This is a genomic window from Paenibacillus sp. EKM301P (assembly GCF_011800295.1).
Classification (GTDB): Bacteria; Bacillota; Bacilli; order Paenibacillales; family Paenibacillaceae; genus Paenibacillus; species Paenibacillus polymyxa.
The window spans coordinates 77,211-92,059 of sequence record NZ_JAALFM010000014.1 but is presented as its reverse complement, the minus strand read 5'-3'; the positions used below and the strand labels follow the sequence as shown (position 1 = coordinate 92,059).

The window sequence follows — 14,849 nt, the reverse complement described above, 5'->3', positions numbered from 1 at the left end:
GCCGATGGTACTTGGACCGCAGGGTCCTGGGAGAGTAGGACGTTGCCAAGCAACAAGTAAAGAGGACCATGATCTTACTGAGATCATGGTCCTCTTTTGTATAACCGATTTATTTATCGGTCACCTGAACGGCTCATGCCATGCCTTTGGTTAGAAGTACTACAATACTCTGGTTGTTCCTTGTATAGTGCTGCTTGATGTGCTGTTTTAACTGAGATCCAGCACTGTGCGATGTTAATCTATTTCAACCTCTTCTGTCTGGAGGACACTTAAGGCTTGAAGTTTACGGGTAATTTCCTTTTGCCACTTTGTATCTCCGACTTGTACGGCAAGATTGAGAAGATCCAAATAATCATCGATATGCAGGGAGGTTTTACTAAAAGCTTCTTTCACTGCGGTCCTGCCTCCTTTAAAGTCTATGTGTATTTATCATTTAATAATGATAATCATTATCAAATAAAGATCTTATTCATATTATGCCTGTCTTCTAGATAAATTGCAAGTTATGATATGAATGAATTTTGAAGCACGCAAATGAGGGCTTAAAAAAACAAACCCTTCTCCTTAAGTTCACGCATTGTTCACGTCTTTTCTATGTAACATAATGAAAAGAACAAGCGGGCATTGAGTGTCCACCGACTAGGAGGATAAATTGCGCAATGCTTCAACCAGAGGAGGAAAAGGAACATGAGCAGAGTAAAAATGAAAGCGTTTGCCGTTGTGGCGGCGGGCGCCTTGGCATTGACGCTGGCAGCTTGTAATAACGGACAGAGCGCAAGTCCGGGAAATTCAGGGGAAAAGGGTGGAGGCAATGTAATGAAGGATGTGACGATTACCTTTCAAAACATCAATCCTGATCCGAGCACCCCTTCATACAAAATGATAAAGCAGATTGTAAGTCAATACGAGCAGGATCATCCTCATGTCAAAATTGAATTGGATTCGCTAAATACAGATCAGCAGAAGCTCAAGCTGAAAACACAAGCAGCAGCGAAGGAAGTACCGGATATTACGATTGTAAATCCGGCTGCACAGATGAAGCCATTCGTAGATGCCGGGCTACTGGCACCATTAAATGATGTAGCTGATAAAGAGGGGTTAAAAGATACGTTTCAGGATGGCCTTCTTAACTACTATAGCTTCGATGATAAGCTTTACGCTTTTCCGGATGGTAACAATATAGAAGTGGTCTTTTACAATAAAGAACTGTTCGAGCAGGCGGGAATTCAAAAGTTGCCGACCACCTTTGATGAGCTGATAACAACGGTGAAGACACTGAAGGCAAAGGGAATTACTCCAATTGCTATTGGGGAAAAGGATTCATGGACCGGTTCCCTCCTTTTTATGAATATTCTGTTGCGTACAAATGAAGGACCAAATTTCCTCAATGATGTGCTGGATGGCAAAAAGACGTTTAACGACCCGGCTTTTGTGGAAGCTGTGGATGCATTTCAGGAATTGGTGCAGGCCGGGGCTTTCCCTGATGGAGCTACATCTATTGACTATAATGCAGGCGGTAATATTTTTAAAACAGGGAAAGCTGCGATGTATATTATGGGCACCTGGGAAACAGGTTCTATTGATGCCTCCCCAGTAGCGGGTAAGGTCGGAGCGTTTCAATTCCCTACGGTGAATGGCAAAGGGAATGTGAATGAGTATGTCATTGCGCCGGGTAGCGCGTTTGCGGTATCTGCGAATAGTGAACATTTACAGGAGACGAAGGACTTTCTGCACTATTTTATTACAGAGATGCCCAAGATTCAGTTTGATCTGAAGAATGCAATTGGCAGCGGTCAGAAAATGAAAGGCGATCTGAAGGAAGCGGGTTATTCCGAGTTAGCCATTAGTCTCAATGAGCTGTTCAAAAATGTAAAAGGAGGGGACCTTGCTTTTGATAATACGATGAATCCGGCTATTGCACAGGCGCATCTAAGTAGCATTCAAAACCTGTTTGTACAACAAGAAGACTCTGCGCAAGTTGCGAAGGAACATCAGAACACTTTTGAAGCGAATAAATAATTGAGAATTTTGCAAACATCCAATAGGTGACTTCCAATGAAGAATGTATAGATCGAAATGGCCTAGTTCGTCTAGATATTGCACTTTGGAGCGACTGGAATCGAATTTTACGAAATCCTGGAGTAGCAGACTTGAGGGGAGGGAGCGAAAGTTCCCTTCCCTGATTCGGAATCACATATGGCTAAGCATTCCCAGAAAGATGCTCCGAATCAACACAAAGGAGATTAGAGCATGAATGTACTGAAGGTGCCGGCACGCACGATTGCCGTTTTCGTGCTGCCCTGCCTGTTGCTGTATACCTGTATGGTATTTGTTCCGATTTTGGTATCTGTGTATTGCGGGTTGCTGGATTGGAACGGGATTGCAGAGGCGAAGTTTGTGGGGCTGACTAATTTTAAGCGTATTTTTACGGCCGATCCAGTGTTCTGGCCGTCCGTGAAGCGAACGATGATGTTCGCTGTATTTTCCATGCTGGAAATTCCGCTCTGTCTGCTGCTGGCCATTTTACTCAATCGTTATGTGCGTAAGGCAAATACACTGGTAACGATGTATTTTCTGCCGGTCATTCTATCGGTGGTTATTATTGGCCAGTTGTGGAAAACGATCTATAATCCGGCCTCGATGGGTGGGATGTTGAATGGTATATTGATGGCGGTCGGACTGGAAAGCTGGACACGCTCTTGGCTGACAGAACCGCAGATAGCAATGTATGCTCTATATTTTGTATCGTTGTGGCAATATTTTGGCTACCATTTGCTTATCCAGTTTACTGGGGTACAAAACATACCCAATGAGCTGTATGAAGCAGCTAAAATTGATGGAGCAGAAGGATTCAAAGCAGACCGTTACATTACGTTGCCACTCATTGTGCCTATTTTCAAAATATCTATTGTATTAGCCTTTATCGGGTCCTTGCAATCGTTTGATTTGATCTGGGTGATGACGGGGGGAGGACCAGCCCATGCGACGGATACAGTATCCACGTATATGTACAATATGTCCTTTTTATCTATGAAATACGGGTATGGCAGTGCATTGGCTTCGTTTCTCGTAGTAATCTGCTTGTCATTTACAATTGTGATAAATTTTGTTTTCAAACGAATCGAAAATAAGGTAAGCTAAAGGGGATGGGACTGTTGAACGCTTTGAAAAAAATGGGGGTTTTCTCCCTGTTGGCCGTCTTAGTGGTCACCCAGCTGTATCCACTCTTTTGGCTGCTGACCTATTCGTTGAAGACGAATGAAGAGATATTAAGTTCAAGCTTCTTTGCACTCCCTCAAGTGCCCCAGTGGCACAACTACCAGGAAGCCTATGAATCAGGGAGCTACTTGCGTTATTTAGGAAACAGTGTGCTGGTGACCGGGGTTACAATGATGTTTGTCATTGTATTAAGCTCGATGACTGCTTATGCAATTACACGTTTTCGCTGGCGTTTCGGGGCTGTTGTGCTGACATTGTTTTTGGTCGGGATGATGATCCCCATGCAAGCTACACTGCTACCGCTGATGGTGATGTTTAAAAACGTCCATATTCTGAATACGTATTTCTCGCTGATTTTACCCTACATTGCTTTTCAGACACCGATTGCGGTCTTCATCCTATCCGGCTTTATGCGGTCCATTCCCCACGAAATTGAAGAATCCGCCTACATTGACGGAGCGAGCATCTATCGTATCTTCCGCAGTGTAATCTTACCCATCTCGATTCCGCCTATCATGACAGTGTGTATTTTAACTTTCATTAACATCTGGAATGAATACATTATGGCTGCCACCTTTATCTCGTCCGAAAAGCTAAAAACTCTCCCTTTCGGCGTATATACGTTCGTCAGCCAGTATTCTGTGAACTACGGCAACATTGGTGCTTTTTTAGTCATGGGAGCCTTACCGGTCATTATTATTTATTTTGTCCTGTCCGAAAAAATCACCAAGGGCATGGTTGCAGGAGCGGTTAAAGGATAGGCGGCCGATGCGAAAGGAGCGCACAGAGGTATGATGCGCCGTTTTCAATCCATTCAATACCGCTTGTTTGTTCTGTTCCTATTGAGCATGTCCAGCATTGTGCTGGCGGTCAGTCTATTATTTTACAACCGTACTACGGTGCAGTTCCATGATAAGATCAGTGAGCTTGCGCGTAAAAATGTATCTCAGACGGCAGGATTGTTCGAATTGCTACTCGACAGCTATAACAGTCTCTCCAAGTCGATCAGCAACAATATGGATTTGGTTCGTCTGCTGACGACAGATCATAGTGATTTACCTGCTGTCAATTACATCAACGAACGTACGATTACGAATATCCTTGGAGCCATCTACTATTCGCGCGAGGATCTAATCGGCATTCATGTCATCACAGACACAGGCAAGGTATACAATTATGGGAATTATATGAATGTCATTGATACTCATTACGAGCATACGGAATGGTACAGGGAAATTCGAAGGTCGGCAGGCAAAATTGCATGGCTGGGTGTTTATCCTCACTCTGTCATCGACCAAGTGGAAACCAGGCCTGTGTTTGCATTTGGACGGCAGCTCTATGATCTGGATGAACACAAGCCGATTGGTATTGTTCTATTTGAGGCTGAACCGCGTTCAATATTGTCCGCTCTCCACAATTTACGGCTGAGCACTAATAGTCAGGTCTATCTGTTGGGCCATGAAAATCGAATTGTATCGGCTACTTCTTCTGATCCACCACCAGATTTGCGAAATCTAGAGCCACAGGTCCCGGAGGAGGATGTAATTGTAGATCGGAATAATGAGAAAGTTGTAATCGCTTCCAAACTTCCGTTTGCCGATTGGTCGGTGATTAGTGTGACACCCAGCGAGGATCTAAATGTGGAACTGGCTCAAACTCAAAGGTACTTATTTATCGTGGCACCTATACTCATTATGGTATCGGCGCTAATTGCGTCTATCGTCTCCAGGGGCATCTCCCTTCCGCTCAAACGAGTTATTCGGGAAATGAAACGGGTAGAGACAGGCAATTTCCGCCACACGGTAAACATCGAATCCTATGAAGAAATCAACCAGTTGGCTACCTCTTTCAACCATATGGTAAGGCAGATTGCAGAACTGATTGAGTTGGTGCGTATATCATCGGTTAGCGAGAAAAATGCGGAGCTACACGCTCTGCAGACGCAGGTTAATCCACATTTTCTGTACAATACGCTGGATATGATCTATTGGATGCTGGATGAAAAGGGGCAGGATCAGCTCGGTGAGGTGGTTCTCTCCTTATCCCATATGTTCCGTTACAGCAGTCACTGGGAAGAGGGAGCCGATGTGAGCCTTCGGGAAGAAGTAGAGCAGGTCGGTCACTACCTCACCATTATCCAGGCTCGGCTGGAGGGCAGGGTATCTGTTGACGTCCACATTGAAGAACGATGGCTGGATATCCGTTTACCTAAAATGACCTTACAGCCGTTGATTGAAAATGCGGTGAAACATGGGCTGGAGCCTCTTCATGCAGATACAGGTGGCACACTGCTCGTCAGAGCGGAGGAGTATGGCGGTGTATTGAGCCTGCACATCATCGACAACGGTGTAGGGATGGAATATGAACGATGGGGGGTGGTCCAGGTCGCTTTGGCAGAACCCGGCAAACAGGCGGGCAGCGGGCAGGCGGGAGGCATCGGCCTGCAAAACCTAAATTTACGGCTACGGCACATGTTCGGAGAAGAGTACGGCCTACGGATCTCCAGCGCACCAGGGGCCGGAACGACAGTCACTGTAAGTGTGCCTCTGCCACAGAAGGAGGAGAAACATGAATATTCTGATAGCTGACGATGAGAATATGATTCGACAGGGGATTCGGCGTACTATTGGCCAAGCACTACCAACCTGCGGCATTCATCTCGCTGCTTCCACCGAGGAAGCAGCAGGCATTCTGGCGGAGCATCCTGTAGATATTGTATTGACCGATATCCTCATGCCCGGTATGGATGGTCTGGAATTCATGCGCATTTCCAAGCGAAAGCATCCTCATCTGCAGTGGGTTGTCATTTCGGCCCATTCCGACTTCCAATATGCGCAAAGAGCAGTAAAGCTGGGTGCCAAAGACTACCTGTTAAAGCCGATAGGTAAAAAGAAGCTACTGGAATGCATTGAAATGTTAGCAGCCGAAGCGCTTGTGGCCTCGCAACAGGCGAACGAGGGCAGGCTTCTTAAATCCAATATGGTTTATTTGCGTGAAGCTGTTTTCCAGCGTTATGCGCTCGGACTGGATACGGGTAAGCTGGATATACAGCCCTTCGTCGAAAATTATCCAGAATTCCATCTTTTTATGGTTCGCATGGAACCTGATCACAAGCAGACGCATTTGGAGCATTTTATGATTGAAAATGTACTGTCCGAGCTCATTGAGGCTGGAGGCAGTGGCTTTGTCGTTAGTCTAGACCGCCATAGTCTGCTGGGGATTGCAAGGTTAAGGGATGAAGCAGAGGCTGCACGGCTAGAGACGTTGCTTGAATCCCATTTGAAGCGTTATGTCAGAGTGCCTCTGCAAATTACACGTTCAGGTGTTCACCACAATTTCTCATCCATACCTGAAGAGGTAGCGCGACTAAGACGAACACCAGAGGAGATTGCAGCCGCAGCAGCGGATACAGGAGAATGCCTCCGCAAGGGTATGCATACGGTTGATGTAGCATTGCAATATATTCGGGCACACTTTACAGAGGAGCTGTCACTGGAAAAAGTGGCCTCAATCGTATTTTTAAATCCGGTGTATTTCAGCCAGTTATTCAAGCAAAAGACGGGACAAGGCTATAAGGATTACGTTATTTCCTTGCGTATGGAAGAGGCAAAGCGGCTGCTAAATGATCCTCATCTGCGGCTGGCTGATATTTCCGAGCGGATTGGATATCAAGATATGAGGCATTTTACACAGGTATTTCGGCGCAAATGTGGAATGACTCCGACCGAGTATCGGCATCAAGGAGTTAAATAAGTTGGTATCAACGACCGAATGAAGGAAGTTCATACAGCATCAGACTGTTTCAGGAGTAGAGCGGTAGAGCATCTACTCGGGAACAGTCTTTTTCGTGTCTCCAGCTTGTAGCAGTTCAACAAATTTGCGAGCTGCATTGGATAAATAACGATCCTTGCGCCATACGACGGCAGGCTGTGTGAAAGGGAATGGCTCCTTAATGGAGAGTGTGCGAAATCTGTCCCCGTATTCTTGTCCCAAGCCAGCGTCTGGAATAATGGTAATTCCCATGCCTGTGGAAACGAGCGAGAGAATGGTCGATATTTCTGGACAGTCCAATACGACGCGCGGAATAAGATGGTGTTCCTGAAATTTGCGGATGACGGTTTCGTATAGTCCGTATCCTTCTGTTCGGCGTCCCAACAAGAGGTCATAGCTGGCAGCTTCCTGTAATGTAATTTCCCCACTGGGATGGCGATCTGCCCATTCACACGGAAGAACCGCAACAAAAGAAACGCCCTCCAGTTCAATCGTATGGTACGATTTGTCGTCTACCGGAAGCAGCAGCAGGGCCAGATCGACTTTATTTTGATGCAGCAGCTCTTCCAGATGATGTGTGTCTCCGTGTCCTATTTTAACGTATACCTCTGGATAAACCTGATGAAAGTGACTGAGTTGTTCAGTAATCAGAGACATGCAGGCGGATGACGTGCCTATGGCAAGTGTGCCGGTTACTCTGTTTTCAAACTCCCCAATTTCTCTACAGGTGTCCTCCATTTCAGCCAATAATCGTTTGGCGCGTGTATACAGTGTATATCCGGCCTCGGTAACTTCCCACTTCTTTCCTTCACGGTAAATCAGCTTTACACCAAGCTCGTCCTCCATATTTTTGAGTTGTTGACTCAGTGGAGGCTGGGCCATGTTGAGCGTTCTGGCGGCCTTGGTGATTTGCCCTTCCTCCAGGATGACGCAAAAGTATTGCAGATGCTTCAAGTCCACTGGGGATTCCTCCTCATTTCTAAACAACGCTTCGATTTAAATACTTTTAAAGTATGCATTACATATATTATATATATTTTTCGTGTGCAGGGAACGGGCGTATAATTTTTGACAGTAATGCATGGGTGAACATAAAACGATGGGATGGAAGGAGGGGACATATGAAGAAAATCATTGTAGGAATATCGGGAGCGACAGGGTCAATCTTTGGTATCCGTATATTGCAACAATTACGGGAGGCTGGAGTCCAAAGCCATCTGGTGCTATCCCCGTGGGCTATTGCCAACATTCCCTATGAGACAGGCTACACGGTGAAGGATGTGGAGGCAATGGCGGATACAGTCTACTCGTATAAGGATCAGGCCGCACGTATTTCTAGCGGCTCCTTCCGGGTAGATGGTATGGTCGTCGCTCCTTGCAGTATGAAGACTCTTGCCTCTATTCGTATCGGTATGGCGGACAACCTGCTTACCCGATCAGCGGATGTGATACTGAAGGAGCGAAAGAAGCTGCTGCTCATGACCAGAGAAACACCATTAAGCAGTATCCATCTGGAAAATATGCTGGAGCTGTCACGTATGGGCGTGATGATCCTGCCGCCGATGCCTGCCTTTTATAATCATCCTGCAAGTATCGAGGAATTAGTGGATCATATTGTTTTTCGCGCATTGGATCAGTTCGGTATTGTCACAACCGCAGCCAAACGCTGGGATGGGATGAAGCAGAATGACTCCAGGCTGCACCAGAATTGAGAAATCGAAAGACGAAGGAGAATGAATGATGGCTTATAAAGACTTTCGCGATTTTCTACACACCTTGGAAAAGGAGGGACAATTACTCACGATCAGCGATGAGGTAAAGCCGGAGCCGGACCTCGCAGCAGCTAACAGAGCATTAAACAATCTTGGAGATAAGACGCCTGCTCTCTTTTTCAACAACATCTATGGATATACGGATGCTCGTATTGCAATGAATGTGATGGGCTCCTGGCCCAATCATGCCCTCATGATGGGAATGCCCAAAAATACGCCGCTCAAGGAGCAGTTTTTTGAATTTGCCAGACGCTATGAACAATTTCCGGTGCCAGTGAAGCGGGAAGAAGCCGCTCCTTTTCATGAAGTCGAAATTACGGAGAATATTAATTTGTTTGATATTTTGCCGTTGTTTCGTTTGAATCAGGGGGACGGAGGGTTTTATTTGGATAAAGCAATTCTAATTTCACGCGATCTGGATGACCCGGACACCTACGGTAAGCAAAATGTCGGCTTATACCGGATGCAGGTGAAAGGCAAGAACCGTTTGGGCATCCAGCCTGTACCACAGCATGATATTGCGATCCATATCCGTCAGGCTGAGGAGCGTGGCGAAAATCTGAAGGTGGCTATTGCCCTGGGATGTGAGCCTGTGATTACAACGGCTGCTTCTACGCCGCTGCTGTACGATCAATCCGAATATGAGATGGCGGGCGCCATTCAGGGCGAGCCTTATCGTGTGGTCAAAGCGAAGGATGCAGATCTGGATCTGCCTTGGGGAGCCGAGGTCATTTTGGAAGGCGAAGTGTTAGCAGGTGAACGTGAGTATGAAGGTCCATTCGGTGAATTCACAGGTCACTATTCCGGCGGTCGCGCGATGCCAGTCATTCAGATTAATCGTGTATATCACCGCAAACAGCCTATCTTTGAGCATCTGTACATCGGGATGCCTTGGACGGAAACGGATTATATGATCGGTGTGAATACAAGTGTACCGTTGTTTCAGCAGCTTAAGGATGCTTTTCCTAATGAAATCGTAGCTGTTAATGCCATGTATACGCATGGGCTGGTCGCTATTATTTCCACGAAAACCCGGTATGGCGGCTTTGCGAAGGCTGTGGGAATGCGTGCGTTAACGACTCCGCATGGATTGGGGTATTGCAAGCTGGTGATTGTGGTGGACGAGGAGGTCGATCCGTTCAATCTGCCGCAAGTCATGTGGGCTTTATCCACCAAGCTTCATCCAAAGCATGATGCTGTCATTGTTCCTGGCTTGTCTATTTTACCGCTTGACCCCGGCTCTGATCCGGCAGGTATGACGCACAAAATGATACTGGATGCGACGACACCTGTAGCACCGGATATTAGAGGCCATTACTCGCAGCCGCTCGATTCCCCGCTGGGTGTAGCGGAATGGGAGAAAAAGTTGAGCCAAATGCTTCGCTAAATATTTTTAAAAACAAAGAAAAATTAAAGGAGTGCTGACAGATGCATATTTGTCCCCGTTGTGAGTCCAATCGTTCAGAAGTCGTTTCCCATTCGCCGGTTAAAGGTGCCTGGGAGGTTTTGTTGTGCCCTGTATGCCTGTTCACATGGCGAACCTCAGAACCGGATAGCATTACTGATCCAGCAAAGTATAAATCGGCGTTCAAGGTAAACCCCCAAGATATTCCGGATGCTGCTCATGTTCCTCCTATTCCAGAGCGGATATAGGGTCGTTCGTAAGTAGCCGTAATTTATGGTATTTTGAAGTTATAGGCCAAATGTAAAGGGGATTATACTTCATGCAGACGCCAAGGATCGGTAAGGAACTGTTCACGCTGCTGAACGGCAAGGAGTTGGAGCACAAGCAACAGGAAGCAATGATGCTGTTGACGGTTACGGAAGATCAGTGGCCGCACATAGCAATGATTAGCGTGGGTGAGATTGTAGCGCTGGACGAGGAAAATTTACGTCTGGCACTGTGGCCCGGTACGACCACGACGGGCAACATAATCCGTACGGGGAAGGCGACGCTCGCGGTCTTCACCGGCGGGCAGGCGCATTATGTGCGGTTGTCGCTAGAACATCTGTCCGCTTTGCGTGAAGCCAAGCATGTGCGTGAGCGATTTGCGGCACGGGTTTTCGCAGCTAGAGAAGATTCGGCTCAATATGCGGATATCTTGACAGGTGTCACAATTCGCCTCAAGGAGCCGGAATCGGTGATCAATCGCTGGAAAGAGACGGTGGCAGAGTTGTTGGTATAAAGCTATCTGATGATGACAAATCATCTTTGTAATTACCAAGTTTACCGTTAAAATAGATGCAAGGGAATAAGCGCTTACAAGGAGTCAGGTTGAGCTTGTTGGAACAGGAATTAGAGCGTGAGGGGAAGCTTGTTTCTTTTGAAGGAAAATAGAAGGGATGAAAATGTCTCGTTTTGACAAGGTAGATCAGCTATTGCAACGATTCTTAGCGAATGGACCGGCAGGGTGTGGTTGTGCCATTGCACAAAATGGTCAAGTGTTGTATGAAGGTTATCATGGATATGCTGATGTGGAAACTCGGAAACCGATTACTGAAGATACCGTGTATCGCCTGTTTTCCATGACAAAGGTTGTTGTATGCGCGGCTGCCCTTATGCTGTACGAACGCGGACAATTTTTATTGAATGAGCCTTTGTATGAATATTTACCTGAGTATCGTGATTCGTATGTATTCAAAACTGCTCCTAACGGGTACACCTACATGGATAAGGCGGATAACCCTATTTTAATTAAGCATATATTCAATATGAGTGCGGGGCTTCCTTATGCTTCCGAGTTTTCAGAAACAGGAAAAGCTATGCACAAGGTCATTACAGCTTTAAAGGAAAAGCAAGGGAAATATGACCTGCGTACAGAAATTAAAGCGCTTTCTAAAGTTCCGCTTGCATTTGAACCGGGAACACGATGGTTATACGGATATGGACATGATCTTGTTGCAGGTCTAATTGAAGTCATTTCAGGTAAATCATTAGGACAATTTTTGAAGGATGAAATCTTTGATCCACTTGGAATGAACAATACAGGTTACCGTTATCGTGGAGATATTGAATCGCGGATGGCCTCCATGTATCAACGGACAGACGCCGGAAAACTTGAAAAAATTGAAGGTTTCTTGGATGAACATCATCAGCCAGATGCTATATATGAAGGTGGAGGCGCAGGCTTATATTCGACAGTCAAAGAATACCTGACATTTTCACAAATATTGTCAAATGGCGGCATGGTAGACGGTGTGAGGCTATTGGGGAGAAAAACCATTGATTTAATGCGCACAAATCATCTGAGTACAGCCCAACTATCGGATTTCACCAATTCATACCATACAGGTTATGGCTATGGACTGGGCGTGCGTACGTTAATGGATAAAGCGGCTGGTCATGCAAACAGCTCGATTGGGGAATTTGGCTGGACGGGAATGGCAGGCACATGGGTTTCTATAGATCCGAGCGAACAGTTCTCCGTCGTTTATATGCATCAGCTTGATCCCAATATGGAAGAGTATCACCATTTGAGAATACGTGCAGCAGCTTATAGCTGTTTGTAAAAGTAAGGGTATATTTAACGATTTGATCTTCGGTAATACCGATTCTAGTTAATAAGGACCAAATTTTCTTTAAAGTCTAAACTATTCTTTTCCATATGACGACATAAAACGTAGGTGTAGGGATTTTGCGAAATCCTCAATTTTTAGCATTGAAATGGGAGGGAATTAGATTTTGAAGAATAGATGGTCCGGATTTCTGGCGTTGGTCATCCTGATTTCAAGTTTTACATCATATGCAGGGTTTGCATCTGCAGCAGATGCGGTGCTTTCCAAGATTGTCCTTTCCTCCAACGAGGTAACTTTGCAGCAGGGAGATACGGCTGCGCTGACGGCTACGGCTGTTTTTAGCGATGGGACGACCTCGAATGTAACCGTAAGCACGGATTGGAAAAGTGATAATACAGCTATCGCTACAGTGTATAACGGTACGGTTTCAGCCAAAGCTGAAGGGGAAGCGACCGTGGTAGCGACCTATAAAGAGAAGGTACAATCGGTTCAGGTACATGTTACGAAAAAGGTTAAGGCGCTGACATCCAATGTACAAAGCCTGAACTTACGTTCGAGCGGCACAGGACAGATTGATTTGACAGCGACTTATAGTGATAATACGACAGCTCAGGTTTCAGGTGATGCGACCTGGACCTCGGATAACCAAAAGGTAGCGACTGTAGTTAACGGATTGGTTACTGCTCAGGGAGCAGGTACAGCTAATATTAAGGCTGTTTATGGTCAACAGACTGTAACGATTGCTGTACAGGTAGAGCAGGTTAAACGTCTCGATGTCAGTTCATCAGAGGTTTCTCTTTTGTTGAAGGATACAGAGAAGGTTAAATTGACAGCAACGTTCCCGGATGGATCGGTACAGGACGTGACAGAGTCTGCTGAGTGGAGCTCCAGCAATGCAGCTGTGGCAGATGTACTGAAAGGCACTATTACCGGCTATAGCGCGGGTAAGGCGACGATCACAGGTAAATATGGCACGATGTCCGCTACGATTGCGGTGGATGTAGATCAGACGAATAAGCTGAAAGCCAGCGAAACCAATATTTTCCTACGTTTGGATGAATCTAAAAAAATTCAGGTATCTGCTGTCTACCCGGATGGAACTGTAACGGATATCACAGATAAAGCTACTTGGGCATCAAGCGATGAAAAAGTTGCAACGGTGAATAAAGGAACGATTATGGCCATTGGAGCGGGTTCAGCTACAGTGACTGCTAAGTATGGAGATAAGACAGTTTCGATCAAGACAGATGTCGAAACCTCTAGATTTCTGGATTTGAGCGAGGACAAGCTGAGCTTGAACGCCAAGGAATCCAAAAAGCTCAAGCTGACTGCAACGTACGTAACAGGTACGGAAGAAGATATCACAAGTAAGGCAGAGTGGAAATCCAGCAATGAAGATATCGCTTTTGTCAGCGCGGGGGAAGTCACAGGTTATAAAACAGGTGAGGCTACGATCACAGCTTCTTATGGCGGCAAAACAGCTACAGCTACAGTATCCGTAAATGTGCCTGGTGATCTGTCTCTGTCCTCCAAAACGGCAACGATTGATATTAATGAGGACTATACTGCAACTCTGACGGCTACTTATGCGGATGGACGCAAGGAAGACGTGACACAGGATGCGGAGTGGGCTTCAAGCGCGGAAGATATTGCTTCTGTGTCCAAAGGAACGATTACGGGTAAAGCAGCCGGTAAAGCGGTTATTACAGCGACCTATAACGGCAAAAAACTGACAATTAACGTACAAGTGGGCCTTGTGGACCGTCTGGAAACAGACTCGCGTGTAATTGCGCTTGGTGCTCAAGAAACAAAGCAGCTGAAAGTAACAGGCGTTAAGAGTGGTGGCACAAAAACAGACGTAACCAAGGACGCCACTTGGACTACTAGTAATGTAAAAGTAGTTGAAGTTAGCGAAGGTTTGATTAAAGCGAATGCAAGCGGTAAGGCAACGGTCACTGCTTCATATGGCAAGCAAACCATTACGTTTACGGTAGAAGTGGACGTAGCGCAAAAGATTGAAGCGGATGCCATTGCGTTATCACTAAAATCCGGGGATCAAAAAACGATTGCGATTGTAGTTAAATCCAGTGATGGCAAAGAAAAGGATGTTACAACCCTAGCTGAATGGAAAACGTCCAACTATAAGGTAGCCACCGTCAAAAAGGGTCAGGTTACCGCGGTCAGCTACGGTAAGGCTAACATTCAGGCGAAGTTTGGCGGTAAGGTGATTAGCGTACCTGTTGATGTTGATACGCTTAAATACCTGCAAACGGACGAAGTCGCCTTGACTTTGAAGGCAGGGCAGCTGGCCAAAGTTACGGCTACAGCCACGTATAAGGATGAGTCGGAGAAGGATGTTTCCAAACCTGCTGTCTGGTCCTCGTCCAGAATTATTGTTGCGACCGTCAAAGACGGCAACATTAAGGCACAGGGCAAGGGCAAAGCTGTAATTACAGTGAAATATGCAGGTAAAATGACGAAGGTACAGGTAACCGTTCAGTAATCTGTTAAAATGAAAAGAAAAAGAGCAAGCATACGTCTAGAGACGATATGCTTGCTCTTTTATTTTTT

The 14,849-nt window shown here is 46.0% G+C and carries 13 protein-coding genes; 11 read left to right on the top strand and 2 right to left on the bottom strand.

The features are described 5' to 3' along the window. Positions 1 to 234: 234 nt before the first annotated feature. Entirely contained in the window at positions 235 to 393 is a 159-nt protein-coding gene (locus tag HFD99_RS22200; RefSeq protein ID WP_016818883.1) for a hypothetical protein, read from the bottom strand. Positions 394 to 687: 294 nt separating this feature from the next. Here HFD99_RS22200 and HFD99_RS22195 point away from each other — a divergent pair, with 294 nt between their 5' ends. The 5 genes from HFD99_RS22195 (at position 688) to HFD99_RS22175 (ending at position 6,972) form a co-directional block, all read left to right on the top strand. Further along, positions 688 to 2,019, top strand: a complete 1,332-nt coding sequence (locus tag HFD99_RS22195; RefSeq protein ID WP_025363800.1) for an extracellular solute-binding protein — start codon at positions 688 to 690, stop codon at positions 2,017 to 2,019. Between the two features lie 231 nt (positions 2,020 to 2,250). Further along, positions 2,251 to 3,141: a carbohydrate ABC transporter permease gene (locus HFD99_RS22190; RefSeq protein WP_025363801.1), complete on the top strand. Its 891-nt coding sequence runs from the start codon at positions 2,251 to 2,253 to the stop codon at positions 3,139 to 3,141. 5 nt (positions 3,142 to 3,146) lie between these two features. Continuing rightward, entirely contained in the window at positions 3,147 to 3,980 is an 834-nt protein-coding gene (locus HFD99_RS22185) for a carbohydrate ABC transporter permease (RefSeq protein WP_375761834.1), read from the top strand. 30 nt (positions 3,981 to 4,010) lie between these two features. After that, on the top strand, positions 4,011 to 5,807 hold the full coding sequence (locus tag HFD99_RS22180; RefSeq protein WP_025363803.1) for a sensor histidine kinase: 1,797 nt from the start codon (positions 4,011 to 4,013) through the stop codon (positions 5,805 to 5,807). After that, complete coding sequence (locus tag HFD99_RS22175; protein WP_025363804.1) at positions 5,788 to 6,972, top strand: response regulator; 1,185 nt, start codon at positions 5,788 to 5,790, stop codon at positions 6,970 to 6,972. Before HFD99_RS22180 ends, HFD99_RS22175 begins: the two co-directional genes overlap by 20 nt. Positions 6,973 to 7,044: 72 nt before the next feature. Here HFD99_RS22175 and HFD99_RS22170 read toward each other — a convergent pair whose 3' ends face one another. Then, complete coding sequence (locus HFD99_RS22170) at positions 7,045 to 7,950, bottom strand: LysR family transcriptional regulator (RefSeq protein ID WP_123796664.1); 906 nt, start codon at positions 7,948 to 7,950, stop codon at positions 7,045 to 7,047. Between the two features lie 161 nt (positions 7,951 to 8,111). On the opposite strand from HFD99_RS22170, the gene HFD99_RS22165 reads away from it, so the two are divergent. The 6 genes from HFD99_RS22165 to HFD99_RS22140 all read left to right on the top strand — a co-directional run bounded on the left by HFD99_RS22165 (position 8,112) and on the right by HFD99_RS22140 (position 14,781). Further along, positions 8,112 to 8,702, top strand: a complete 591-nt coding sequence (locus HFD99_RS22165; RefSeq protein WP_123796665.1) for a flavin prenyltransferase UbiX — start codon at positions 8,112 to 8,114, stop codon at positions 8,700 to 8,702. Between the two features lie 28 nt (positions 8,703 to 8,730). Then, positions 8,731 to 10,149 (top strand): non-oxidative hydroxyarylic acid decarboxylases subunit C, encoded by a 1,419-nt coding sequence (locus HFD99_RS22160; protein ID WP_025363806.1) that lies wholly within the window; start codon positions 8,731 to 8,733, stop codon positions 10,147 to 10,149. A 41-nt stretch (positions 10,150 to 10,190) separates the two neighbouring features. Then, entirely contained in the window at positions 10,191 to 10,415 is a 225-nt protein-coding gene (locus HFD99_RS22155) for a non-oxidative hydroxyarylic acid decarboxylases subunit D (protein WP_016818874.1), read from the top strand. 71 nt (positions 10,416 to 10,486) lie between these two features. After that, positions 10,487 to 10,948 carry a pyridoxamine 5'-phosphate oxidase family protein gene (locus tag HFD99_RS22150; protein ID WP_031462682.1) on the top strand — a complete coding sequence of 154 codons (462 nt, stop codon included), beginning with the start codon at positions 10,487 to 10,489 and terminating at the stop codon, positions 10,946 to 10,948. 163 nt (positions 10,949 to 11,111) lie between these two features. Then, complete coding sequence (locus tag HFD99_RS22145) at positions 11,112 to 12,272, top strand: serine hydrolase domain-containing protein (RefSeq protein ID WP_123796666.1); 1,161 nt, start codon at positions 11,112 to 11,114, stop codon at positions 12,270 to 12,272. 172 nt (positions 12,273 to 12,444) lie between these two features. Further along, entirely contained in the window at positions 12,445 to 14,781 is a 2,337-nt protein-coding gene (locus tag HFD99_RS22140; RefSeq protein ID WP_123796667.1) for an Ig-like domain-containing protein, read from the top strand. The last annotated feature ends 68 nt before the right edge of the window (positions 14,782 to 14,849 follow it).

What these genes read in the sequence shown, in the direction of transcription:
- HFD99_RS22180 (WP_025363803.1), top strand. Translation starts at nt 4,011, where the DNA reads ATGATGCGCCGTTTTCAATCCATTCAATACCGCTTGTTTGTTCTGTTC.
- HFD99_RS22155 (WP_016818874.1), top strand. Translation starts at nt 10,191, where the DNA reads ATGCATATTTGTCCCCGTTGTGAGTCCAATCGTTCAGAAGTCGTTTCC.
- HFD99_RS22195 (WP_025363800.1), top strand. Translation starts at nt 688, where the DNA reads ATGAGCAGAGTAAAAATGAAAGCGTTTGCCGTTGTGGCGGCGGGCGCC.
- HFD99_RS22175 (WP_025363804.1), top strand. Translation starts at nt 5,788, where the DNA reads ATGAATATTCTGATAGCTGACGATGAGAATATGATTCGACAGGGGATT.
- HFD99_RS22165 (WP_123796665.1), top strand. Translation starts at nt 8,112, where the DNA reads ATGAAGAAAATCATTGTAGGAATATCGGGAGCGACAGGGTCAATCTTT.
- HFD99_RS22145 (WP_123796666.1), top strand. Translation starts at nt 11,112, where the DNA reads ATGTCTCGTTTTGACAAGGTAGATCAGCTATTGCAACGATTCTTAGCG.
- HFD99_RS22150 (WP_031462682.1), top strand. Translation starts at nt 10,487, where the DNA reads ATGCAGACGCCAAGGATCGGTAAGGAACTGTTCACGCTGCTGAACGGC.
- HFD99_RS22185 (WP_375761834.1), top strand. Translation starts at nt 3,147, where the DNA reads ATGGGACTGTTGAACGCTTTGAAAAAAATGGGGGTTTTCTCCCTGTTG.
- HFD99_RS22190 (WP_025363801.1), top strand. Translation starts at nt 2,251, where the DNA reads ATGAATGTACTGAAGGTGCCGGCACGCACGATTGCCGTTTTCGTGCTG.
- HFD99_RS22160 (WP_025363806.1), top strand. Translation starts at nt 8,731, where the DNA reads ATGGCTTATAAAGACTTTCGCGATTTTCTACACACCTTGGAAAAGGAG.